This window comes from Marinobacter sp. S6332 (assembly GCF_023016045.1).
Lineage (GTDB): Bacteria > Pseudomonadota > Gammaproteobacteria > Pseudomonadales > Oleiphilaceae > Marinobacter.
On sequence record NZ_JALKAP010000010.1, the window covers coordinates 110,089 to 134,984 of the forward strand.

The 24,896-nt window shown below is 51.8% G+C and carries 20 protein-coding genes; 8 read left to right on the top strand and 12 right to left on the bottom strand.

Features of this window, described 5'->3' with window-relative positions:
- Nucleotides 1–95: 95 nt before the first annotated feature.
- Nucleotides 96–926: a glycosyltransferase family 2 protein gene (locus MWU62_RS14450; RefSeq protein ID WP_247115571.1), complete on the top strand. Its 831-nt coding sequence runs from the start codon at nucleotides 96–98 to the stop codon at nucleotides 924–926.
- Here the strand turns inward: MWU62_RS14450 and MWU62_RS14455 are convergent.
- From MWU62_RS14455 to MWU62_RS14470, 4 genes are all read right to left on the bottom strand, one after another.
- The gene (locus tag MWU62_RS14455) at nucleotides 923–1,909 is read right to left on the bottom strand and encodes a hypothetical protein (RefSeq protein ID WP_247115572.1); all 987 of its coding nucleotides are present in this window, start codon (nucleotides 1,907–1,909) and stop codon (nucleotides 923–925) included. The genes MWU62_RS14450 and MWU62_RS14455 overlap by 4 nt on opposite strands.
- 285 nt (nucleotides 1,910–2,194) lie before the next feature.
- A complete protein-coding gene (locus MWU62_RS14460; RefSeq protein ID WP_247115573.1) occupies nucleotides 2,195–3,106 on the bottom strand; it encodes a hypothetical protein in 912 nt (303 codons plus the stop codon).
- Between the two features lie 7 nt (nucleotides 3,107–3,113).
- Nucleotides 3,114–4,286 carry an O-antigen ligase family protein gene (locus MWU62_RS14465; RefSeq protein ID WP_247115574.1) on the bottom strand — a complete coding sequence of 391 codons (1,173 nt, stop codon included), beginning with the start codon at nucleotides 4,284–4,286 and terminating at the stop codon, nucleotides 3,114–3,116.
- A 102-nt stretch (nucleotides 4,287–4,388) separates the two neighbouring features.
- Nucleotides 4,389–5,078 carry a glycosyltransferase gene (locus MWU62_RS14470; RefSeq protein ID WP_247115575.1) on the bottom strand — a complete coding sequence of 230 codons (690 nt, stop codon included), beginning with the start codon at nucleotides 5,076–5,078 and terminating at the stop codon, nucleotides 4,389–4,391.
- Between the two features lie 423 nt (nucleotides 5,079–5,501).
- Here MWU62_RS14470 and MWU62_RS14475 point away from each other — a divergent pair, with 423 nt between their 5' ends.
- Complete coding sequence (locus MWU62_RS14475; RefSeq protein ID WP_247115576.1) at nucleotides 5,502–6,380, top strand: lysophospholipid acyltransferase family protein; 879 nt, start codon at nucleotides 5,502–5,504, stop codon at nucleotides 6,378–6,380.
- On the opposite strand, the gene MWU62_RS14480 is transcribed toward MWU62_RS14475, so the two are convergent.
- The 3 genes from MWU62_RS14480 to glnE form a co-directional block, all read right to left on the bottom strand.
- Nucleotides 6,381–7,046 carry a 3-deoxy-D-manno-octulosonic acid kinase gene (locus MWU62_RS14480; RefSeq protein WP_247115577.1) on the bottom strand — a complete coding sequence of 222 codons (666 nt, stop codon included), beginning with the start codon at nucleotides 7,044–7,046 and terminating at the stop codon, nucleotides 6,381–6,383. It lies immediately after the preceding gene.
- A gap of 55 nt (nucleotides 7,047–7,101) precedes the next feature.
- Entirely contained in the window at nucleotides 7,102–8,025 is a 924-nt protein-coding gene (locus tag MWU62_RS14485; RefSeq protein WP_247115578.1) for a branched-chain amino acid transaminase, read from the bottom strand.
- 79 nt (nucleotides 8,026–8,104) lie between these two features.
- Nucleotides 8,105–11,008 carry a bifunctional [glutamate--ammonia ligase]-adenylyl-L-tyrosine phosphorylase/[glutamate--ammonia-ligase] adenylyltransferase gene (gene glnE, locus MWU62_RS14490; RefSeq protein WP_247115579.1) on the bottom strand — a complete coding sequence of 968 codons (2,904 nt, stop codon included), beginning with the start codon at nucleotides 11,006–11,008 and terminating at the stop codon, nucleotides 8,105–8,107.
- Nucleotides 11,009–11,086: 78 nt separating this feature from the next.
- Between glnE and MWU62_RS14495 the strand changes: the two genes are divergently transcribed.
- Nucleotides 11,087–12,256 carry a potassium channel family protein gene (locus MWU62_RS14495; protein WP_247115580.1) on the top strand — a complete coding sequence of 390 codons (1,170 nt, stop codon included), beginning with the start codon at nucleotides 11,087–11,089 and terminating at the stop codon, nucleotides 12,254–12,256.
- Between the two features lie 22 nt (nucleotides 12,257–12,278).
- Complete coding sequence (mgtE, locus tag MWU62_RS14500; RefSeq protein ID WP_247115581.1) at nucleotides 12,279–13,622, top strand: magnesium transporter; 1,344 nt, start codon at nucleotides 12,279–12,281, stop codon at nucleotides 13,620–13,622.
- Here mgtE and MWU62_RS14505 read toward each other — a convergent pair.
- The 5 genes from MWU62_RS14505 to typA all read right to left on the bottom strand — a co-directional run bounded on the left by MWU62_RS14505 (nucleotide 13,611) and on the right by typA (nucleotide 19,302).
- Nucleotides 13,611–14,492 carry a CYTH domain-containing protein gene (locus MWU62_RS14505; protein ID WP_247115582.1) on the bottom strand — a complete coding sequence of 294 codons (882 nt, stop codon included), beginning with the start codon at nucleotides 14,490–14,492 and terminating at the stop codon, nucleotides 13,611–13,613. The genes mgtE and MWU62_RS14505 overlap by 12 nt on opposite strands.
- 102 nt (nucleotides 14,493–14,594) lie before the next feature.
- Entirely contained in the window at nucleotides 14,595–15,551 is a 957-nt protein-coding gene (locus tag MWU62_RS14510; protein ID WP_247115583.1) for a porin, read from the bottom strand.
- A gap of 294 nt (nucleotides 15,552–15,845) precedes the next feature.
- Nucleotides 15,846–16,292 carry a D-aminoacyl-tRNA deacylase gene (gene dtd / locus MWU62_RS14515; protein WP_247115584.1) on the bottom strand — a complete coding sequence of 149 codons (447 nt, stop codon included), beginning with the start codon at nucleotides 16,290–16,292 and terminating at the stop codon, nucleotides 15,846–15,848.
- Nucleotides 16,293–16,388: 96 nt separating this feature from the next.
- Nucleotides 16,389–17,351 carry a prolyl aminopeptidase gene (gene pip, locus MWU62_RS14520; RefSeq protein WP_247115585.1) on the bottom strand — a complete coding sequence of 321 codons (963 nt, stop codon included), beginning with the start codon at nucleotides 17,349–17,351 and terminating at the stop codon, nucleotides 16,389–16,391.
- A gap of 139 nt (nucleotides 17,352–17,490) precedes the next feature.
- Nucleotides 17,491–19,302 (bottom strand): translational GTPase TypA, encoded by a 1,812-nt coding sequence (gene typA / locus MWU62_RS14525; protein WP_247115586.1) that lies wholly within the window; start codon nucleotides 19,300–19,302, stop codon nucleotides 17,491–17,493.
- A gap of 618 nt (nucleotides 19,303–19,920) precedes the next feature.
- Here typA and glnA point away from each other — a divergent pair.
- The 4 genes from glnA to glnG all read left to right on the top strand — a co-directional run bounded on the left by glnA (nucleotide 19,921) and on the right by glnG (nucleotide 24,851).
- On the top strand, nucleotides 19,921–21,324 hold the full coding sequence (gene glnA, locus MWU62_RS14530) for a glutamate--ammonia ligase (RefSeq protein ID WP_247115587.1): 1,404 nt from the start codon (nucleotides 19,921–19,923) through the stop codon (nucleotides 21,322–21,324).
- A 204-nt stretch (nucleotides 21,325–21,528) separates the two neighbouring features.
- The gene (locus tag MWU62_RS14535) at nucleotides 21,529–22,053 is read left to right on the top strand and encodes a DUF4124 domain-containing protein (RefSeq protein WP_247115588.1); all 525 of its coding nucleotides are present in this window, start codon (nucleotides 21,529–21,531) and stop codon (nucleotides 22,051–22,053) included.
- 279 nt (nucleotides 22,054–22,332) lie between these two features.
- Nucleotides 22,333–23,430, top strand: a complete 1,098-nt coding sequence (gene glnL, locus MWU62_RS14540; RefSeq protein ID WP_247115589.1) for a nitrogen regulation protein NR(II) — start codon at nucleotides 22,333–22,335, stop codon at nucleotides 23,428–23,430.
- A complete protein-coding gene (gene glnG / locus MWU62_RS14545; RefSeq protein WP_247115590.1) occupies nucleotides 23,427–24,851 on the top strand; it encodes a nitrogen regulation protein NR(I) in 1,425 nt (474 codons plus the stop codon). The genes glnL and glnG overlap by 4 nt, the downstream gene beginning before the upstream one ends.
- Nucleotides 24,852–24,896 lie beyond the last annotated feature (45 nt).

The window sequence follows — 24,896 nt, forward strand, 5'->3', positions numbered from 1 at the left end:
TCAGGCGTCCCACGAGCAATCCCGAAGTTGTATTACCCCTGACTCAAGGGCCGCCTCTGGCCTCGGAGTCAAAGATTACTTACAGGACTGACACCATGAAGCTTTCTGTCATTATGACCACTTACAATTCGCCAGAGTGGCTTGAAAAAGTTCTGTGGGGATACAGCGTCCAGTCCCATGAAGACTTCGAGATGATCATTGGAGACGACGGATCTACAAAAGAAACCCAAGAGGTTATCGACCGCATTCGTGACGAAACCGGCATGAAGATTAAACACGTATGGCAGGAAGACAATGGCTTTCGGAAGTGTCGAATCCTGAATAAATCTATCTTAGAGGTAGAGTCAGAGTATGTCGTTTTTACTGACGGCGACTGCATACCTCGCAAAGACTTCCTAGAAGTTCATGCCCGGGAAGCGGAGCCTAATAAATACCTTTCTGGCGGGTATCACAAGCTCCCTATGAGCACCAGCAAGGCCATTACTAAAGACGACATCATCAGTGGGCGCTGCTTTGATCTAAAATGGTTAAAAGCTAACGGTCTTAAATCCAGCCATAAAAACAGTAAGCTCACGGCAACCCCGCTCAAGGCGAAGATATTTAACGCCCTCACACCAACAGCCTGCAACTTCAAAGGCTCCAATGGCTCAGCTTGGCTTAAGGATATCTTGGCGGTGAACGGCTTTGACGAACGAATGCCTTGGGGCGGACTTGATCGTGAGTTTGGCGTAAGGCTCACTAATTTAGGCATCAAGCCCAAACACGTCCGTTACAACGCTATTGTTATCCATTTGGACCATAAGCGGGGGTATAAAGATCCAGAGCTTGTCGCAGCTAATAAGGCTTTGCGTGTGGATTCCGAAAAACAAGGAATTACACGCACCACTCACGGGATAGAACAACTCTCGCGCCCCGAACAGCGTTAAGAACGGGGGCGTGACGACATCAAGTCTTGGCAGAGTTGGTAAAAGTTATCGGCAATCTCGTCACGCTGATAGCCTTGAAGCGTGTCAAAATTACCTGCGAGTTGCTCATAGATCCCATCATTCACCCAGCGGACCAGCATTTGAGATAAAGACGCCTGAGTTGGCTCAAAATACTCGACAACGCCGTTGAGAGCGCCCTTCATTTGATAGCCAGAAACAACCAGCGACGGTTTTCTGTAGAGCAGCACATCAACATCAATCCCGGACGCCTTACTTTTTCCGTATACTTCGTGATACTTCCGAAAATGAGTGTCAACTTGGATAGGTGCTAGCAAAAAGTCGATACTCTTAACTTTTTCTTCAAACACCTCGGCTGGCACGTAGCTTTCGCTGTAGTCCAAAGAGAACATCTGGCCTTCCAGTGATTTGAACTTCGCAAGAATCGACTGCGCTTGTTTATCGGCAGCCTTTCCAAGCAAAACAAGCCGAACCGGTTTTTTGAGCTGGGTCAAACACGCTTTGAGAGCGCTGAACACTAAATCAAAGTCCTTCTTTGCATTCGTCACCTTTCCTGTGATCGCGATTCGGACCTCTTCATCACTTTTCGTTAGGGTCTGATGTTTTGTTCCAAGAAATCCAAATGGCAACACCGGAGGTAACACCCGGGAAGCGGGTAGCCATTTGTTTTTCAGCACATAATCGGTAATGGCTTGATTGGGAAACATAAAGTAATCAATTTTTCGGAATAGCCTATTTTTTGCGCGCCACTCCCCGCCAAGCAACACTTTTCGAATCAGGTGAGAGAGGATGCCAAAGATGTTCACAAATGGCTTGTGGAAATGTCCCCAAGGGGCAAAATCGCAATGTGCATTATGCACCCTGACCATTGAGGGCGCTGCGGACTCGATTTGAGCCAGCTCATTCCAGTAGTGGCGAATCGTGTTGAAATATAGGATATCCGCAGACTCAAAGACGGCTTTCATTCGCCGAACAAACACCTCAACTGACTCATCAGGCTTTTTCAGGTGTGCAGTGAAAACGGAACCGCTGTTGGCATCTAACCCTGCATCTTCAAAAATTTTCGGCAGTGTCACAATCGAAATCTTGAAAAGGCCGTTTCCCAGAACCTCAACAATATTCCGAATCAGCTCACTGTGGTGGTGCAGCTCGACCACGACAAGATGAATGACCGGCTTCACTTTGTCATCCAATGCAACTTGATTCATAACGTTCTAACCAGTCCAATTCGGCAGAGAGCCGCCAGCATTTTATAGCTTGAATAAACGCCTAAGGGCCAACTCTAAGCTATTCAGTTTTTTGAGCCAGCGGCTCCCTTGCATGGGATAGTATCCCCAAGGCGTTGGCAGGTTGCTGTTCGTACACTCCAGAAAATCTTCTGCAATAGGCAGCACATCAGGCGACCGGGTATTTAAGTTGCGGACCTCCTGCTCGCTCATTATCTTATAGGGGTACAGCCCGCAGCCTCTTGCCCTTTCTGCCAACTTCAACGCTAGGGTTTTACGCTTTCCGCGGTATGCGGGCACCTCTGGTAGCCACATTGCGAACGGCGAAAATAGGTGGCCTATCCGTTCGAAATGCTGTCTCGCCTGCTGGTCGTTCTCGGGTTCATTTCTACGAAACAACCAGCCTTTATCCAACAACCTAGAAGGGCGAACAATCAGAATAGCTGAGAAGTACTGGCCTGCGCTCTGCCCTGTATCGCTTCGGCGATAGGCCGCTAAATCGGGATTGAAATCCAATGTTGAGACATCCCGCTCTCGGTTTATCCCTTTTAAAAAACATGGATGAAGAAATGCAAGGTTTGGATTTTCATCAAACGTGCGATCAAACCCTGCTATTTCATCGCTAGCAAGAGGCCGGACAACTTGCATGTCATCTTGCAAAAAACAAACAAGACTGCGGTCGGCCGCATACTCCAGCGCCGACTGCATATTGCCATACAACCCCCCCAGCTTGTGGGTAGACTGGTTTCCAGGCTGCAGCACTTCATGCTTCTCAGCGAGTCGGGCGAGCACATCGCGGGTGTACTCGTCGTAGCTTTCGTCGTCAAATATTGCAATGTCCGCATCCGGTACACACTGTTCAATTGTGCTTATACAGTGTTCCAAAAACCGACCGCGATTGAATGAAAAAATACAAAATAGAAGCCGAGTATTCATATAAAACCTATCGATCAGTGCGCTCGGGAGAAACTTTGCTCCAGAACCAAACGAAGGCCACTGGAAACCAAAAAAACAACCACAGCATTTTTATAGACGAAATAACGCCCTGTGAAACAGTCAACGTGAGAATAAATACCAACCCAAGTATGCCTACTAAGCGAACCTTTTCCTGACTCGCCAGCGCTGAACTGTATACAGCCTTAAATAGCAGCCCGGCCATTAGAATGAGGAATAGCACACCAATGATCCCCGTTTCTACTAGCGTGCCCACATACACACTGTGAGGGTGAAAAACGGGGATGCCATTGGGTTTCCAAAACGCCTCGACTGCAGGGACATACTGACTTTCTGTTCCCAGCCCGAATCCAAATAACCAAGAGTCCGGCGGATAGTCTATATACCCCCTCCAAATTTCTAGCCGATAGGAGGTTCCTCTAGCCATTAACTGATCCATTAACGACTCGGGGCCATAGGTGACTACTACCGCACCAACCACCATGGCGATAGCGGTCACTGAAATAAGGAAGCTCCTGAGCCTAACGCCAGAGTGCAGCTCAACGATGGCTATAAATGGCAAATAAGCTAGCATCGCAACGATGGGGCCACGGCTCTCGGAGAGCAGAACAGCCAATGCAACGAGAGCCAGGGTAAGCAACAGCAGAAGGCGGTCTCTTATTGCTGTTGGCGCGACTTGCTTGGCCAGAACAAAGTGCGCAATCGCCAGAAACACGATAAACACGGCGCCAGCATGGATAGGATTATGCAAGCCGCCAAAGCCCGTCAGTCGACCTTGCATGTCATCCAAAAGTACAAACTTTAAAATTCCGGCTAATGCAGCGCAACATGTAATAACCAAAAGATATTTGGCCCACCACACGGGGCGGCGCATTACATCAGGCAGCCATGCCCAAAGAGCCAGAAGACCAAACGCAGCTTCGATAGACCATCGCAGAGCGCGGAAATGTCCATCAATAGGACCGAGCCCAACAAAAAATGTCGTAATCCCTGCGTAAACGAAAAAACACAACGCCACTTTTAAGAGGGAATCAACTCCCGCAAAGCTAAGCCTTTTCGAAAACAGTAGCACCAACACAGCTGGCACAATTATGCCGTGAAAAAAGACCTTGTAGAGTTCTTGATGCGGCCCCAACACAGCGAGAAAGAGCCAAACAGCCATCAAAACGGGAAACTTAGAGGCCACCCGGGCAGAGAAAGAAGCTGGCGCCACCCCTGCCCCGCCTGTTGATCCCGAAGCGTTCAATTTGCTACTCCTTCAAAGCTAATCATTCGCCGACCCGCTTCCCTGCTTTCTATCTCGTCTTTGCGACTGCCAAACCCGCAGCCATGTTCTAAGCTTGCTTCGGGTCTCGTTACCACTGTAACGCCCTTTCGCAACATGCCTAATCCGAAAAACACCGGGAACTGAAATAGGCTCACCCTGGCTGCGCAGCAGCCAACGAAATGCACGGTCTTCATGGCACTTTGCAAAGCTCTCTACAGGCTGCTGATAGAGGCCTATATTTCGGCAATACCCCACAGCCCTGCACACATCGCCATGGGCAATCTGAAGCGGCCCGGTAGCTTTGGATATTTGTCGCGAGGTAAAGGATGTGGTGTCGATATCCAGCACCTGCGGCTCCGTTGAGCCTGCCTGAAGCATCGGGTTGTTTTCAGCCAAAAGGTCCGTTGTGCGCTCAACTGCCGGGAATAGTAGTGCTTCTTTCTTGCCTTGTAGCACCTCAGCCAACACATCGAGGCAATCGTCGCGGAACATCAGATCACAGTCTGTAAACCACACCCAATCAGCCTTTGTAGCCAGAGCAGCCCGATTGCGGCCGATAGCCCGACGAAAAAGCTGTTGCTTGGGAACTGGCTGCCAGTTCCAAGTAACCCCAGATACGCTCTGCCGGCCAAAAAAATCCAACAATGCCTTGGTTTTTACATCTTCTGGGCTGTAAAAAACGGTCATTGTTATATCAAGCTTTTGGGGCGGAAAAAGCACAACGGAACTCAGTTGATACACCAGAAAATGTGAGTAGTTCCAGCAATGGCTAACCACCTCCAATTTCAGGTGACCTTTTCGAGCGACTCGTTCATTTTCGCAAGGCAGGTTTGGCTCAAACCACCTGGCAGGTACCCAACCACCTGCCGCAAATCGGAAAAAAGCCAATTGGATTAGATTCCACATAGTTGTTGCCCTGGCCACGTCTGGTTCTTGAGCTCGGATATAGGGCTGAACCTCCTCCGAGCGGCTGTTCTAAAAGCGGGAAATTCTATCACGGAGCCGCTCGAAAAACAGAAAACCGTCCGTTAACTCAGCGGTCATCTTCTTGTGTGGGCCAGATGACAATGGTACTTTCCTGCTCTGCATTCCACTGATTGGATTCTTCCTGTGTCAGCCAAACTCATCGCCCTGTCTTTTAGCTTATTGTCCCAACTCAGTCTGCGCTGGGCACAACGCATTGGCCGTTTTCTCGGGGGTGTTGTGTGGAAGCTTGGTGGGCGTTCCGTGGAAACCACGCGTAAGAACCTTCGTGCCTGCTATCCGCATTTAACAGACTCAGAACGGGAAGAGCTGGGAAAGCAGAGTCTCCGAGAAACCGGAGCGACAGCGATGGAAATTCCGTTGATGTGGGAGTGGCCTGTTGAACGTTGTTTAGGTTTGATCAAGGAAATTGAAGGTGAAGAGCTACTTGATGACTACAAGGCCGACGGCAACGGATTGCTCCTGCTAGCACCGCATTTGGGCAACTGGGAACTGGCGGGGCTATTCTTCGCGTCCCGCTATAAGATGGCCGCGCTTTATAGCCCACCAAACCGTCCGGAATTTGAAACCTATATTAAAAATGTCCGTAGCCGCAGCGGTTCCGAGCTGGTTGCAACCGATCGGCGGGGTATTATGCGTCTACTTGCCATCTTACGCGGCGGAGGCGTGGTAGGCGTACTGCCTGACCAGACACCTAGACAAGAAGGCGGTGAGTTTGCGCCGTTTTTTGGCATTCCTGCGGTCACTATGACTCTCGCATCAAAGCTGATCCACAAAACGGATGCGCACCCGCTAATTACCTTTGCCCAACGGCTACCCAACGGTGAGGGATTCAAGATTGTTATCAAACGAGCGGATGACGGCATGATTTCAAAAGATATGGGTGAATCGCTTAGTGCACTGAATCGCTCTGTAGAGCGCTGCATTGAATTGGCTCCGGCCCAATACCAGTGGGAGTACAAACGTTTTCGCAGAACAGCGCCCGGCGAAACACCCGTATACTGATCAGGCCCCGCGGTAACCCGTCATAAATTCCTGCCAGAACTGATCACGCACGTTGCTATCCAGTTGCCCTAAGCACTTGTTCACTGAACGTTCGAGACGGCGGATGTTGCCTTTCTTCCAACGCTCTCCGGCGTGTTCAGGCATTATGCGGCCTCGGTCAAAATCAATCAGGTACACCTTATCTGCAACCAGAATATTCATGCAATTGAGATCGGCGTGGTACACACCTGCGTGGTGAAAGTTGCGCACACAGCTACCTGCTGCGCGCCAGATTTCTCCGCTCGAAGCCCCGACACATTCTGCGATAGGCTTTGCATCGGGAATCCGACGGACAATTAAAGACGCAGTGTAGAGCAGGGGCCCACGCATACGATAGCCTGCCGCGATGGGCTCAGGAACGGGCAAACCTTGTTTTAAGAGATGATTTAATAATCGGAATTCAACGACTGACCGAACGGCTTCCTCACGAGTAAACACGTAACCTCGCCGTATAAAGCGCCCGGGTAACCCACCACGGCAAAAGTGGCGCAAAACAAGCTCGCCACAAGGCGCGTGAATAAACCAGGCAGCGCCTCGACCACCTTGAGTAATTAAAACCGCCTGCTCACCCCAGAACTCCGGATCAAACCATTCTTCCCGGAAATGCTCTTTGGCGGCGAGGGACACCAAATAACCTCCGGTGCCCCCTTTATGCTGGATATAATCCGCCCCCACTGGGCAACTACCGCACGTGTGTCAGCCAGTCACTATGCTGCGGCAGCTTTCCCTTCACTGCGTCAAAGTACATAGCCTGCAATTTCTCGGTCACCGGCCCGCGCTTGCCAGCGCCAATCGCGCGGCCGTCCAGCTCACGAATGGGAAGAACTTCAGCGGCTGTACCGGTAAAGAATGCCTCGTCTGCGATGTAAACTTCATCACGTGTAATACGGCGCTCTTTTACCGGAATATTCAATTCTGCTGCGAAATCCAGAATAGTTTGGCGAGTAATACCTTCCAAACAGGAAGTTAGTTCTGGAGTATGCAGTACCCCATTGCGCATAATGAAGATGTTTTCGCCGGAACCCTCGGCCACATAGCCTTCGTTATCCAACAACAGGGCTTCTTCACAACCGCTGGCGATAGCTTCGTTCAGCGCCAGCATGGAGTTGATGTAATTACCATTGGCTTTGGCTTTACACATAGTGATATTAACGTGGTGACGGGTGTAGGAGGAGGTCCGCACCTTAATACCGATTTCCTTGGCTTCCGGCGACATGTAAGACGGCCAGCTCCAAGCTGCAATCATCACGTGCACTTTTAGGTTGTCTGCTCGCAGCCCCATGCCTTCAGAGCCCAAAAACGCCATCGGGCGCAGGTAGGCTTCATCCAGATTATTCTCACGAACTGCGGCACACTGGGCATCGTTCAACTCTTCCTTGGTGAACGGCATTTTCATATTCAGAATATGAGCGGATCGGAACAAACGGTCGGTGTGATCTTTCAGGCGAAAAATAGCCGGGCCATTCGCAGTGTTATATGCGCGCACACCTTCAAAACAGCCCATGCCGTAATGCAAGGTGTGGGTCAGGACATGGGTTTTGGCATCACGCCAGGGAACCATTTCTCCATCAAGCCAGATAACGCCATCGCGATCAGCCATCGACATGCTTCGTTGCTCCTAAAAAAGCGGTTTTGAGAGAGCTTGCATTCTAGCAGGAAATTTTGACGAAACGACAGCAGACACGCTATACCGCCATGACTTTCTGCCAGACAGACCGAATGTAAACCCGCTCGTCTACGAACGCATCGCCTGCCACCTGACTGTTGAGATTCTGCAGCGCCCGTCTATGAATGCTGGAGCGGAGCGCAATGTAGGCTTCCCGCAATTTCTCTGCATCGCTTACAGGCAATACACCTGCCCTACCCAACTCCTCCATCTGCCTAATATTGTCAGGCCACTGGGTCAACTCAGGGTGCAGCTCACACCAGGCGAGCATAAGGTATTGCACCATAAACTCCATATCCACAATACCGCCAGTGTCGTGCTTGATATGGAAAGTCTCTTCTTGCCTACTCTCCGGTGTGCCCATGTTGGCGCGCATTTTCTCTCGCATTTCTACTACTTCGTGGCGCAGCTTGTCTTTATCACGACTCTCGCAAAGTATGTTGTGCCGAACGGTTTCAAACGCTGAAATTGCTTCGGCACTTCCAGCAACGCCCCGGGCTCTGGCCAAAGCTTGGTGTTCCCAAGTCCAGGCGTCATTTCGCTGATACTTCTCAAACGCCTGTAACGTACTGACCAGCAAGCCGGAATTGCCTGAAGGTCGCAGGCGCATGTCGACTTCATACAGCTGGCCCGAAGGTGTTTGGGCGTTAAGTATGTGAACAATCCGCTGCCCAAGGCGCGTATAGAAAACCGCATTATCAATAGGCTTATCACCATCCGTTGTCAGCGCCGGATCAGCAGTGTGAATGAACACAAGATCAAGGTCTGAAGTATAACCAAGCTCGATCCCCCCAAGCTTGCCATAACCGATAACCGCGAAATCCGAGCCCTTATTTACACCTTCAGCCTGCCCGGGATAACCGTGGCGGGCGACCAGATTGGCAAAAGCAACATCCACAACGTGATCTAGCACCACCTCTGCAATCCAGGTTAGGTAATCACTCACCTTCATGAGAGGCAAGGTACCTTTGAGCTCAGAGGCAGCAACACGCAGAGTGTGAGCTTTCTTGAAGTGGCGCAGCGATTCCATCTGGTTTTCCAGATCGTCGTAGGAAATTCGCAGCATTTGCTGTCGCAAGTCATCCTGCAACTCGTCTCGAGCAGGCGGGCTGTATAGGCTTTCGGCGTTAAGCAGCTCATCCAGCAACAGCGGTGTTTCTGCCAGCTGCCGTGCAATCCATGGGCTTTCACTGCAAAGGCTTACCAGTTGTGCACGGGCGCCGGGGTTTTCCAGCAGCAGTACCATGTAAGCCGTTCGACGCAATATCGCTTCAACCAGCTGCAACACTCGAGACAGGGTCTCAGAGGGCTTATCTACTTCGGCCAGCGCCTCCAACAGTACCGGCATAAACTGGTTAAGGCGTTTGCGCCCTTGTGTCTGCATGGTTTGGACGGTGCGGCTATCACGCAAACTACTGAGGAGGCTGAGGCTGGCTGCCGGGTCTTCGTAACCGTGTTTTTCAAGCCACTGGGTGTCTGAAACTTCGTCAACCTCCGCCAGCCATAACTCGCACCAACCTTCGTCTAGTGATGACTGAGTGCTGCTATCATCCTCTTCGCTGGCGATGATGTTGGCAAAATGTGTGGCAACATTTTCCCGGTGCCGTGCCAGTTCCTGCTGGCAGCTGTGCCAATCATCAAACCCCATGATCAGCGCGACTCGTGCTCTTGCCAGGTCGTTTTCAGGCAACAACTGGGTTTGCTTATCCTCCATACCTTGCAGCGCATGTTCCAGATTGCGGAGGAAAACGTAGGCCTCGCGGAGCTCGTTGATTACCTGAGGCGGCAGCAACTCCAAGGCTTCAAGTTCTTTTAGGATGACCAACAATTCCCGCTGCTGCAGCTCCCTATCCCGGCCACCCCGGATAAGCTGGAACGCCTGGACCACAAACTCGATTTCCCGAATGCCACCGCTGCCGAGTTTAATGTTGTTCTCCAGCCCTTGCCGACGCACTTCACGACCAATCATGGCTTTCATACTGCGCAACGATTCGAAGGCACTGAAATCAATGTATCTGCGATACACAAACGGCCGCAGGCTCTCCATAAGAACCTGACCAGCTTTCAAATCCCCAGCCACCACTCGGGACTTGACCATGGCGTAACGCTCCCAGTCTCGCCCCTGATCTTGGTAGTAGGTTTCCAGCGCAGCAAAGCTCAATGCAAGCGCCCCGCTCTGTCCATAAGGGCGCAAGCGCATATCCACACGGAATACAAAACCATCGGCGGTGATCTGATCCAGAGCTTGGATCAGGCGCTGGCCAAGACGGATAAAAAATTGCTGGTTATCCAGTGAGCGGCGACTGCCCCGGGTTTCGCCCTTACCGGGAAACGCAAAAATCAGATCTATATCGGAAGACACGTTTAGCTCGCGCCCACCCAGCTTTCCCATGCCTATAACGACCAAAGATTGCGGTGCCTCTTCACCAGATACCGGATCCTTCCCCCAAGGCGTGCCATATTGCTCGCAAGCGGCTTCATGCAGCCAATCCAACGCACCCTGAATGCAAACCTCTGCAAACGCACTCGTCGCGGCCATGGTCTCCTCAAGGTCGGCCCAACGCATTAAATCCCGCCAGATAATTCGGAATTGCGTTTCCCGGCGAAAACGGCGTAAAGCTGCATGTAAGCTGGGTTCGTCGGTGACATCGGCAAGACACTCACCCCAACGTGCTTGCAGGTAGTCGGGGGTAGTCGGTTCACCCAGCACCCGCGATTGCAACAGCGCGCAGACCTGTTCCGGATGCCGCTCAAGGGTTTGGCGTAAAAAGAGGCTGCGGGCAACAGCCTGAGCAATTACCTCTTCCGATAAGCTGGCATCGTCCAGCAGCCAATCTGGCAAACCTTCCGGAAAAACCGAAGCCCAACTGGCAGCAACATCATCTGCCAAAGGTAACGGAAGGCAATTCCATGGCTCGGACATAATGCAAACCCCTGTCTCTCTGTTATATTTCCGCTACTGTATAACGAACTTACCCGAGACTGAACAGGCCGACACCGGATGCTGAGAAACCGCTTCCCCCTCAATGCGGAACATGAAAAAAGCAAAATCCCCATGGGAGGGCTCATTCGGAAGCGGGCAAAAAACCTATTCATGGTTTTGCTTGCGCTTCTGACCATCCACATACTGATAATCTGGGCAGTAGAAGAGCTGACTTTGTTCGAGTCGCTTTGGATGACCATGACCACCATCGCGACCGTAGGCTATGGCGACTTTGCCCCCGTAACCTACGTTGGCCGCCTAAGCACCATTCTGTTCATTTTCGTGGGCGCCATCACTTTAATGACGCTGATTGTTAGCGACTTTATCGAGTACCGGTTCTACCGCCGGGAACGCATTTTAACCGGACGTTGGATCTATAAAATGAACAACCACATTGTCATCATCAACACCCCAAAACACGGCGGAGTAACCTATTTCATGCGTTTTGCAACGCAAATCCGCTCTGTTCAGGGCTATGAAACCATCCCTATCATGTTGCTTACCCGGGAATTCCCCAGCGGCCTGCCAGCGGAACTGTCTGATTTGGGCATAGTGCATTTCCACGGTTCCGGCTTCGATCCGGAGGCCTTGAAGTCCGTGCACGCAGGAAGCGCAAAGCACATTGTTGTGCTGGCAGCAGACGAATCTGACCCCCACTCGGACAGCCTGACTTTCGACATCTCCCACCGCCTCGCCGAGCTCAACCTTGGCCAGAAAACCACAGTAGAGTGTGTTACGGACGCAAATCGTAGCCGCTACAAAGAACTCGGAGTACGGGCGGTTATACGCCCCGTACGAACCTACCCTGAAATCATGGTGCGTTCAGTGGTAGCACCCGGATCCGAAAAGGTGCTGGAAGACATGTTCAATTACGAGCAGGACCACCCCCACCGCTACGATTTAGAACTGGATGATCTCAACTGGGCGGACATTGTCAGCGCGTTGATCCGTCATGGCATTGGGACTGCTCTGGCGTACATCGATCACAACGACGAAGTTGTTTGCCACCCCCCCATAAGCAAAGAGATTGAGGGCAAAGGCCTTATCGTGCTGGTGAAATCCAGTGATACACCGGATCTTGAAGTGATTAAGGAAGCACTGGAGCGCTACCGTAAGTTTATGGAGAAATGGAGAAACATGCAGGAAGATGCGACCATTGCTGATCCACCCGCTTCCACTACCCACTAAGCAACTTCCCTAGGCGCTTTCTATGGAATCCGTACTTTTCCAGCCGCTGGTAGATGCGCTTGCATCCGGGCAACCTCAGGCCGTTATTGACGCTGCCAACTTGTTTAACGCCGCCGACCTTGCCGAGTTTATTGAACAAAACAGCGAGGGCGATGCAGGTATCTCCCTGTTTCAGAGTCTCCCGCTGGCCCAGCGAGCAAAGGTGTTGGGCTACACCAACCCGGAGACCCAGCTGGTACTGACACAAGCAACACCCCTAACAGAGCTTGCGCTGCTGACCGCCGAGATGCCATCAGACGATCGGGTTGATTTCTTTAACCTGCTTGAAGAGCCTCGCCAGAAACAGCTTATCCGAAAGCTCGACGAGGAAGATAGGGATGACCTAACGGCCCTTTTAGCCCACGCCGAAGGCACAGCTGGCGCGCTGATGAGCACGGACTACGCCGTGTTTGAGTCTGGCATCACGGCTAGTGAAGCCATAGATATTTTGCGCAAGACAGCAGAAGACAAAGAGACTATTTACCAATCGTATGTGATTGATGAAGAGCAGGTGCTATTGGGCGTGGTTTCTTTGCGCCGCTTGATTGTTGCCAAGCCAGACGCGGTCATCGATTCGCTGCTCGCAACCGGTTTGGTAACAACCCAAACCGACACTTCTCAGGATGATGTTGCCAGATTGATCGCGAAATACGATCTACTGGCTTTGCCTGTGCTGGATGAACACAACCGCTTGGCAGGTATTATTACTTACGATGATGCCATGGATGTTATCGAAGCCGAGGCCACAGAAGATATCCATAAAGGTGGGTCGGTCAGTAATCTGGATACCGGCATTACGACAGCCTCCCCCTTCTCCCTGTATCGCTCCCGGATTCAATGGCTGGTTATTCTAGTGTTTGCCAATATCTTTACCGGTGCAGGAATAGCACACTTTGAAGACATTATCGGTGCCCACCTTGCCCTACTGTTTTTCATGCCCCTGCTGGTCGCCAGTGCAGGCAACGCAGGCGCACAGTCTGCAACGCTGGTGGTGCGGGGGATTGCCACGGGAGACGTGGTAAACCGTGACTGGCTCCGCCTGTTCAACAAAGAATTGCTCGTAGCGACAGCACTCGGCCTGACCATGGCCTTGACGGTTTGGACTGTAGGCATATTTCGCACAGAAATGGTTATTGCCACCATCGTTGCCATAACCATGATAGCCGTCGTACTGGCGGGCGGGCTTATCGGCATCTTGCTGCCGCTACTACTTAACCGGCTAGGCGTTGACCCGGCTGCGGCGAGCATCCCGCTAATCACAACCATTGCGGACGTTAGCGGGGTGCTGATTTATTTCAGCATCGCCACAGCGATTTTAGGCACCTGACCCAAGACGATTCGCCAATAGAGCCAACTGGCACCGACCAATGTCTGGCTCGGCTAGTAAATCCTGCAAGGGCTTACCCATTTCTAGGGCTTCAATAACAGACGCAAAGGACTGCTCCAGCCCACAAGCCGCAGCTTGAGCACTCAGCGATTGAATATCCAAACCTGCAAGCGGGACGCTTGTCTGCTCTAGCCAAGCATTGCTGAGCCGCTGTAAAAAGCGATCAAGGTCATCCTGCTCGTCGGTGTTTTCAACAACGGCGGAACCGACCATGTGTATGCCCGCAAGATAGTAACCTTGCTCGGCCTTACTGATCAGGTTTAAAAAAACCGGACACTGCTGGGCAAGCCGTTCGGCCCAGATAAGCAGGCGTTTCGGGTCACCGGACACCAACTCAAACTCGACTTCGTGTAGCGGCTTTTCCCGACCACCGCCTGCGATAACACCCTCATCCAAAGCGCATTCAATCACGGCATCGCCATCGTCCAGCATGATCACTTGGCGGGTAAAGTTGGTTTCAAAAATAGGCGCCAACCGAGCTAAGTTCACCCTGCCTCCCAATGATGTATCCGCCAGCAACCCCAAGGATAAATTCGGCCCCGAGACTGGCCAATCCCGTTCTTCGCGGCGGTGAGCACCATTGACGAACTCACCACGTGTTTTAAGGGTTTGTATATACTGGTTGCCACCCTGACGCACACGCAAGGCGGCTTTTTGGCGATTAAGCTCCGCATCTGGCGTGTCATAGTAGCAGTTCACCAGTGACTTCTTACTCCCGTTTTCGGCCTCTGGCTGAGCCTGCAACCAACTGAATGCCTTCATTAGATTGTCAGGCGCAAGACTCAGTTTTATCTCTAGCTCTTCAGCCATATTTATTACACCTTTAAATTCCACGAACCAAAAACGCAAAAACCGGTGACCCTAGGATCACCGGTTTTTAGTACTAAACTAACTGATTAGCTGGTTGGCTGATCAGAAATAGTAGGTACCACCGACAGCCAAAGCAGAACGCTCGCTTTCGTTTGCAACGCCATAGGCGCCATCGTCACCGTTACCCAAATAACCTTCTACGTACACGTACATATGATCAGACAGGTTGTGCAGAGCTTGAACAGTAATGTTGTCGCGACTTAGGTCGGAACCGTCAATTTCTTCAATTTCGTAAGAGAAAGCGAACTGGTTTGCACCCAAAGCGTAAACAGCGTGAACACCGTAGTTATCACGTGCGTCTTTGCGAGTCTGGTATTGACCGGTCAAGCTCAAGCTGCCCATGTTGTATGTGGCACGTACGCCGTAAGTGTTTTCATTGCTGCCATCACCCTCGTTCGAGTCCATTGCAACAGCAAGCTCCAACGCATCAAGTGAGTAGGTAGCGGCTAGCTGGTACGGGTAGGACTTTTTGGTCGTCTGGGAGTCAAGATCGCCATTTACCTGAACGGCCGCACCAACAACCAGCCCGCCAAAGGAAGGCGATGCATATTGAATGAGATCGCCTTCACCTGTGGTGTAACCACCGCCAAAGTTGTAAGCGGCAAACTCGTAAAAGTTCGAAATCTTGTCAATCGAGCGCTCATAAGTAGAGTCATCGGAACCTACCCAAATCTGACCGAAGCTGTCTCCTTTTACACCGATGTAAGCTTCATCCAGACGAGCCTGACCGCGACCGTACGACTTGTCATCAGCATTAAAGCCGTCTAATTCCAGCTTGAAGAAGCCAGTGATACCCGGAGCGATTTCGTGGTCATGCAATACGCCTAGCGTAGAACCATTATCTGCGTGCTCGAGACCGTTAGCACCACCAGCAACATCAGCGTGATATGCAACATACTGAATATTGCCGTAAACCTTCGGCATATTGCTTTCTTGCGCCAGTGCAGTGCCGGAAATAGTGGCTGCCGCGATAGCAGATGCGATAAGCGTTTTTTTCATCTTGTATGTCCTTTTGCGAGTTATTTCAGGTTTTAACAACGGGTTAATCCCGATTTTGTAAGGTGCCCCAGAAAACCGGATGGCTCCTATTTTACGATCGCCACATGTCAAATACATGACATAACAGCAACTTTTCCTATAACAAAGATTCGCGGTTAGGCGTCTCTTTATAGTTCAGTCACTTACAGAGCCCTCTTAAAGCACTGCATGATGGCTTATCAATAATACAAATAAGCCAATTTTGCAAATATTTAATGTCTCTCTTCGCCCAATGCCAACATATCTACGGCATGCTTAGCGCGTTGAAAGCATGAAAGTTACCGGCCCATCGTTTACTAAGCTCACCTTCATGTCCGCGCCGAAGCAGCCTTCCTTAACACGTTCTACACCTAAACTCGTTCGGGCGAAATCAAGAAAGCTGCCATAGAGACTTTCGGCTAAATCCGGGCTAGCTGCGTGCGAAAAACCCGGTCGGGTTCCAGATGACGTATCGGCTGCGAGTGTAAACTGGGGCACTACGAGTAGAGCACCGCCAGTATCAAGCAGACTAAGATTCATGCGCCCTGCCTCATCGGGGAAAATTCGATAAGCGAGAATTTTCCTGCACAATTCCTGCGCTTCATTCTGCCCATCTCCCCGCTCTATGCCTAACAGCAAAAGAACGCCTGCATCTATGCACGAAACTTCATGCCCGCCAACTTCGACACCTGCTTTCAATACCCGCTGGACAAGCCCTTTCATGTGGCTTTTAACAACTCCCGAGGTGCAAGAAAATTACAAACAAGCAAGAGTGTATCCATGCATATAGGTTCCCGCAACCCCGATTAACGGATAGCCTCAGCCTGCAATTTGCTCTGCTTTGGCGATCACCTCGTCAACACCTCTCATTAGAGCATCCACAATCGCGGGCTCAGACGCAGAGTGGCCCGCTTCACGAATGATTCTCAAGTCCGCCTCCGGCCAGGCCTTGCTGAGTGCGAGAGCATTGTCTAAAGGGCAAACCATGTCGTAGCGCCCATGCACAATGATGCCGGGAATATCCCGGAGCTTATGCGCATTCCTTAGTATTTGGTTGTCTTCTAAAAAGGACCCGTTCATAAAGTAGTGGCATTCGATTCGCGCCAGAGCAATGGCTACATGGGGGTGGCCAAAATGCTCAATAACTCCCGGATTCGGGTGCAAAGTTGCGCAGCGGCCTTCCCATATAGACCAGGCTTTCGCAGCCTGTATCTGCTCCAGCTCGTTGCTACTGGTGAGCCTGCGGTAGTATGCGCTCACCATATCCTTGCGCTCATCCACCGGTATCGGCGCCTCAAAGTCCTGCCAATAATCCGGAAATACGCGGCTTGCGCCATCTTGATAGAACCAGGAAATATCTCGGGGCCGGCAAAGAAAGATACCTCTAAGAACCAGCCCCATAACCCGCTGAGTATGGGTTTGAGCGTATACCAAACTAAGAGTCGACCCCCAACTCCCACCGAACAGCAGCCAGCGTTCTATGCCTAAAAACGTACGAATTGTTTCCATATCCTGAACCAGCTTGCCTGTGCTGTTTCCCTTCAACTCCGCAAGGGGTGTTGAGCGGCCTGCTCCACGCTGATCCCATAGAATGATGCGAAAGCGCTCTGCATCAAAAAAGCGGCGGTGATAATCTTCACAGCCTCCACCCGGCCCCCCATGCACAAACAGCACAGGAATCCCTTCTGGATTGCCGCTTTCCTCGACATACAACTCATGGGGCGCCTCTACCGCCAGCCGGTGTTTTGCGTAGGGCTTGATATCGGGGTAAAGGGCAAGCATGTGTCACTCCACTGTTCAGATTGGTTACCTAGATAGTGTAGCGGAGTTGAACCAAGACGGGACCGCATTTGCAAAGAATCAAGACCAAAAAAAGGCCGGGGCTGTATTACCAGCGCCGGCCTGATTTGGAGCGTAAACCTTACTTCTTGTTCGCGCGCTTGCGCTCGTTCTCGGTAAGGTGTTTTTTACGCAGACGAATGGACTTAGGCGTTACTTCAACTAGTTCATCGTCATCGATAAACTCCAGCGCCTGCTCAAGGGTGAACTTGATCGGTGGCACCAAGCCAATAACCTCATCCTTGCCAGAGGCTCGCATGTTGTCCAGCTTCTTGCCTTTGGTAGGGTTGATCACCAAATCGTTTTCGCGGCTATGGATACCGCAAAGCTGTCCTTCGTATATGTCCTGACCCGGATCGAGGAACAGCTTGCCGCGGCTTTGGAGCGTTTCCAGCGAGTAGGTCAACGCTGTGCCTGTGGCCATGGAAACCAATACGCCATTTTGGCGACTAGTGACATCGCCACTCTTGATCGGACCATAGTGACTGAAGGTTGAGGTAAGAATACCGGTACCGGAGGTCATGGTCAGAAAGCTGTTACGGAAGCCGATCAACCCACGGGCAGGAATGGTGTACTCAAGGCGCATACGGCCCTTACCATCCGGCACCATGTTGGTGAGCTCGCCTTTACGCAGACCCATTTGCTCCATCAAAGAGCCCTGATGCTGCTCTTCAATATCAACAATCACGTTCTCGTAAGGCTCTTGCTTCTCGCCGTCAACTTCTTTGATAACAACTTCAGGGCGACCTACCGCCAGCTCGAAGTTCTCACGACGCATGTTCTCGATCAGAACCGACAGGTGTAACTCGCCACGGCCAGATACCTTGAACTTGTCTGCTGAATCACCTTCTTCAACGCGCAAAGCAACGTTGTGCAGCAACTCTTTTTCAAGGCGATCTTTGATATTCCGGCTTGTCACAAACTTGCCTTCCTTACCACAGAAAGGCGAATCGTTTACCTGAAATGTCATCGAAACCGTCGGCTCATCAACTGTGAGCGGCGGCAAAGCCTCCACGTTATTCATGTCGCACAAAGTGTCGGAAATATACAAAGCGTCCAGCCCACTGACGCACACGATATCGCCCGCCTGAGCTTCTTCGACTTCTACGCGCTGCAAGCCGGAGTGCCCCATAATTTTAAGGATACGACCTTGGCGTTTTTTACCATCGGCACCAATAGCAACGACCGGCGAGTTGGTTTTGATCTTGCCGCGAGCAATTCGGCCTATGCCAATTACACCTAGAAAGCTGCTGTAATCCAGCTGGGATATCTGCATCTGGAAGGGACCTTCTGGATCAACAGAGGGCGCAGGTACATGATCAACAATCGCCTGAAATACGGCATCCATGTTATCTGCAAGATCTTCATGATCCAGGCCAGCAACACCGTTCAGCGCGCTGGCATAAACGATTGGAAAATCTAATTGCTCATCTGTAGCACCAAGGCTATCAAACAGATCGAAAACCTGATCTACAACCCAGTCCGGGCGAGCGCCCGGGCGGTCGACCTTGTTCACGACTACAATCGGGCGCAAACCCGCTGCGAAGGCTTTTTGGGTTACAAAGCGTGTCTGGGGCATGGGGCCATCGATGGAATCTACCACCAGCAGCACACAATCCACCATGCTCATTACCCGCTCTACTTCGCCACCAAAATCCGCGTGGCCAGGTGTGTCTACGATGTTGATGTCGTAGCCGTTCCATTTCAGCGCGGTATTTTTAGCAAGAATGGTAATGCCCCGCTCTTTTTCCTGATCGTTGGAATCCATAACGCGCTCGTTTTCGAGCTCTTTGCGATCCAGCGTTCCAGACAAGCGCAGCAGCTTGTCTACCAGCGTGGTCTTACCATGGTCAACGTGGGCGATAATGGCGATATTACGAAGTTTTTCAATCACAAAATTAATCCTGCGGCATGCACTCAATGACCTGAGAAGGTCGTTCTCGGGCAAGGCCCGCACATGCCATCTCAAATCTGTAAAATGAACTCATCTACCGAAACCTGAAGGTCCGGCGCCTCACGTGTAACATCCGGATCGATGGCCCGGGCACACGCGGAGAAAATGAAGCGGCGCGCAGTATATCGAAAACTCTGCACCGTTTATATGAAGAAGAACGCCTATTTCTTAATCAGCTTTACCAAACCAAGCTTGGCGCACCAACTTGGCGCAACGCACCGGCCGGCTGCACCATAACGCACCAAATTAGTGCAGCCAGACAGCCCGGGACCAACCCGACTCAACCAACTCCGTTATATAATTGAGGCAGATAATGCGGCTTGCCGGCTGAAAACTTCCTAATTCGGGATATTCAAATCAAAACTGGCAAGCACCTTGCTTTAACCCTGCCAACAAGTTTTTAAACCTTCTGCGCATCTGAAATGTGAAGGTAAGAATCAACAGCTTTTGCTAAGCTGCGCAGACCTGTACACCAGACCGGAATTCGGCCCTGTAGAACGATCCGGAACACTGATCACGAATTCACCCGCGGTGCGGGATTACTTACGGAGCATACACATGTCCAAGACAGCTGATTTGATCAACGAGCACGAAGTGAAATGGGTTGATATGCGGTTCACTGACAGCCGCGGCAAAGAACAACACGTCACTATACCTGCGACCGAGGTCAACGAAGACTTCTTCACCGAAGGCAAAATGTTTGACGGCTCATCTATCGCCGGCTGGAAAGGCATCAATGAATCCGACATGATCCTAATGCCGGACGACAGTAGCTCCGTTCTTGACCCATTCACCGAAGAAAGCACCATCAACATTACCTGCGACATCGTTGAGCCATCAACCATGCAAGGCTACGAGCGCGACCCACGCTCTGTTGCCCGTAGAGCCGAAGAGTATTTAAAATCCACAGGCATCGCAGACGGCGCTTTGTTTGGCCCTGAGCCAGAGTTTTTCGTTTTCGATTCCGCGAAGTGGAAAACAGACATGCAGGGCTCCATGTATTCGCTGCACTCCGAAGAAGCGGCTTGGGTTTCCGGCGACGACTTCGACAGCAACAACATTGGCCACCGCCCCGGCGTTAAAGGCGGCTACTTCCCCGTACCACCGGTAGACAGCCTGCACGATCTGCGCGGCGCCATGTGCGCAGCAATGGAATCCATGGGGCTGGTTATTGAAGTGCATCACCATGAGGTAGGCACGGCAGGCCAGTGTGAAATTGGTGTTGGCCCGAACACCCTGACCAAAAAAGCCGATGAAGTTCAGATCCTTAAGTACTGCGTGCACAACGTAGCCCACGCCTACGGCAAAACCGCTACCTTTATGCCCAAGCCGGTTGTCGGTGATAACGGCTCAGGCATGCATGTGCACATGAGCCTAAACAAAGACGGCAAAAACCTATTTGCTGGTGACAGCTACGCGGGCCTGAGTGAAATGGCGCTGTTCTACGTGGGCGGCATCATCAAGCATGCCAAAGCCCTGAACGCATTCACCAACCCAGCTACAAACAGCTATAAGCGTTTGGTGCCGCACTACGAAGCACCGGTTATGCTGGCGTACTCTGCGCGCAATCGCTCTGCATCCATCCGCATTCCGTATGTCACCAGCCCGAAAGCCCGCCGCGTGGAAGTGCGCTTCCCCGACCCGGCGGCCAACCCGTACCTCGCATTTTCTGCGCTGATGATGGCTGGCCTTGATGGCATTCAGAACAAAATTCACCCAGGCGATGCCATGGATAAAGACCTTTATGACCTGCCGAAAGAAGAGGCTCTTAGCATCCCAAAAGTTGCTGAGACACTTCAGGAAGCACTGGACGCCTTGAAAGAAGACCACGAATTCCTAACCCGTGGCGGCGTGTTTACAGAGGATATGGTTCAGGGCTACATCGACTTGAAGCGCGGGGAAGTTGAGCGCATTAACATGACCACTCACCCGGTTGAGTTTGAACTGTATTATTCCTGCTAAAGTCTTTCAGTTGTAGCCGCTAAAGCCACACTGGAACTGAATAGCAGTCTCAAAAGCCCCGCTCTAAAAAAGCGGGGCTTTTTTGTAATTGTAGACACGACACCTTTGCCCTTAACGATATGTAACCATCATCGCCCCCTGTCACATTGAAAAGGTCCGCTCGGCCATTGATAATCACACAAAACAATACAGCGGACTGTACTTATGAGACTGAAACATGGAATAACCGCAGGGCTAATGCTACTGATCACGACACCGGTAATCGCAGAGGTTTACCGTAACGTGGATGCGCAAGGCAACGTAACCTTCTCCGATGAGCCGTCCAAAGGCGCGGAGACAGTGAAAGTGAAACCTGTAACAACCATAACACTCCCCAAACCGAACAATGTGCGTGAAACCGACAAATTGCGGGAAGAAGTGAAGCGGGAAGGGTCGATTTACGAACAAGTTTCATTCATCTACCCTGAAGATGAACAAGCGTTCCACAGCGGTAGCGGCGATGTGCACTTTGAAATGCGCAGCACCCCTGAACTTGAACCGGGGCACAAATACGAAGTAACGCTCGATGGCCAGCCCGTCGGCCAAAGCGCCTCAGGGTCGGTTACCGTCAACAATGTTTTCCGTGGAACCCACGATGCGGGCATTCACATTGTTGACCGAAACGGCGTTCAGATTAAAACCGGCAAGCCCATACGCTTTACCGTTCACCGCCCTTCTGTGCAAAACTAAATCTTCGGGCCGCACCGGTCTGGTGCGGTCGCACTCTTTTGGTGCAATAATGGCGTAGCGCCGATAGAGAAAACACCAAACCTACCTGCGCTGTTTGATCCCAGACGGCCCTGAACTGTTCCACTTGGCGTCTCTGCTGCTTGGCCCAAACTTCCGTTTACTGGCGCACCGAAACTGGTTCGGTTCTTGCTGAATTCTGTTACAGCGACAAAGGCAGATATGGGGAATTCCGTTTAGGCACCCTCCCACTTCTTTTGCCATAACCAACAGGATCCGCGCATGGCACAGTCATCAACCAGCGAAAACCACTTTAAGAACATGCTGGACAACCTCACCACATCGGTTGTTGTATTAGAGCGCAATTTGGTTATCCGCTACCTAAACCCTGCGGCAGAAAACCTGTTCGAAACCAGCATGACACGCAGCGCCGGGCTTGCGCTCAGCGACATCCTGTTGGATTCGGATGACGCCTTCAGAGCGTTGCGCAAAGCATCCGAGACTGGCCACTCATACACCCGCCGGGAGACCGAATTTCTGCTTGCCAGCGGCTCACAGCGCACCGTGGATTACTCCGTATCTCTACTTGACCAAGATCCAGCTGTGCTTTTGGTAGAGATTCAGCCCAGAGACCGTCTACTTCGAATAAGCCGTGAAGAAGACTTGATTGCCCAGCAGGAAACCACGCGTATTCTTGTAAGGGGCATGGCTCATGAAATCAAGAACCCGCTAGGAGGTATTCGCGGCGCCGCACAGTTGCTTGACCGGGAACTGGCTAGCGCAGACCAGCGGGAATATACGCGAGTTATTATTGAAGAGGCAGACCGTTTGCGCAGCCTTGTTGACCGCATGCTTGGCCCCAACAAAGCACTGAAGCTGGCCCCAACCAATATCCATGAAATACTCGAGCGTGTACGCACTCTTCTTGAAGCAGAAAGCAAAGGCAGAGTGCTATTCCAAAGGGACTACGACCCCAGTCTGCCCGAGCTTTCGGGGGACAAAGAACTCTTGATTCAAGCTTTCCTCAATATCGCCCGCAACGCAATGGAAGCGGCTTTTGAAAGCCCAACCAATCATTCTGGTGTCGAACAAGCTCCTCGCATTACATTCCGCACCCGCGCCCTGCGACAAGTATCCATTGGACCTAATCGCCACCGGCTTGTATGTCGAATAGATATCATCGATAACGGCCCTGGCATTACACCAGAGCTGCGCCAAAATATTTTCTACCCGATGATCAGCGGGCGCGCTAACGGCACAGGGCTGGGGTTATCCATTACCCAGAGCATTATCGGCCAGCACCACGGGTTGGTTGAGTGCGAGAGTGAACCCGGCCAAACGGACTTCATTATTTTCCTGCCTCTGGAGGGCACATCATGAGCCAGACATCCGCAAAAGTATGGATTATCGATGACGACCGCAGTATACGCTGGGTACTGGAGCGCGCTCTTGATCAGGCTGGCCTACAACCCACCGTATTCGAGAGTGGTGAGAACATTATGAAGCGGCTGGAACAGGAACAGCCCGACGCTATTATCAGCGACATCCGCATGCCCGGCATTGATGGTATCACCCTGCTATCACGGATTTCTGCATCTCACCCAGACATTCCTGTGATTATCATGACGGCCCATTCCGATCTGGAAAGTGCGGTCACCAGCTACCAGACCGGGGCTTTCGAGTATCTTCCGAAGCCTTTTGATGTAGACGATGCCGTTGCTCTGGCTGAGCGGGCCGTAGCCCATAGCCATGAAAAACGGGCGGGCTCGCAACCAAAGCAAGAAGCCCACCAGCACAGCACTGAAATCATCGGCGAGGCCCCTGCCATGCAGGAAGTTTTTCGCGCTATTGGCCGGCTTTCCCACTCAAACATCACAGTACTGATCAACGGGGAAAGCGGAACTGGCAAAGAACTGGTCGCTCAAGCTCTGCATAATCATAGCCCCCGCAGCAGCCATCCGTTCATCGCCCTAAATATGGCCGCCATTCCCAGAGACCTTATCGAATCCGAGCTCTTCGGCCATGAAAAAGGCGCCTTCACCGGAGCATCGGCAATACGTCAGGGACGATTCGAGCAAGCTAACGGCGGTACCCTATTTCTTGACGAAATCGGCGACATGCCGGGCGACACCCAAACTCGCCTGCTAAGAGTTCTAGCCGATGGCGAGTTTTATCGGGTTGGCGGCACTACGCCCGTTAAGGTTGATGTACGCATCATAGCCGCCACACACCAGAATCTGGAAAAGCTCGTTCAGGCTGGCGACTTCCGAGAAGACCTTTTTCACCGCCTGAATGTCATTCGCGTGCATCTGCCGAAGTTGGCTGAGCGCCGGGAAGACATTCCCCGGCTGATGCAACATTTCCTACAAAGGGCAGCTAACGAGCTCACGGTAGAGCCAAAAATCCTTCGCCCGGAAACCCAGAGCTTCCTTACCACACTGCCTTGGCCCGGCAATGTGAGGCAACTTGAAAACATCTGCCGCTGGCTCACGGTAATGGCCAGTGGCAGAGAGGTGCATATAAACGACCTGCCACCCGAACTGCGCCATCAAAGCGAACCCCGCAGTACCGGAACCACTTGGCAGGAAGGGCTGAAAAACTGGGCGAATCAGGAGTTGAGGCGAGGAGAAACAGCCATTCTCGAGTCGGCTATGCCGGAGTTCGAAAAGATCATGATCGAAACGGCCCTCGAATACACCGGCGGTAAGCGCCGCGACGCTTCCGTTCTTCTAGGCTGGGGCAGGAATACTCTAACACGTAAAATCAACGAGTTGGGCATGGACCGCGCAGGAGAGGAATAGCTTCTCCTTTCACGCCCCCGGCTCTAATCCACTCGGACCAACTGG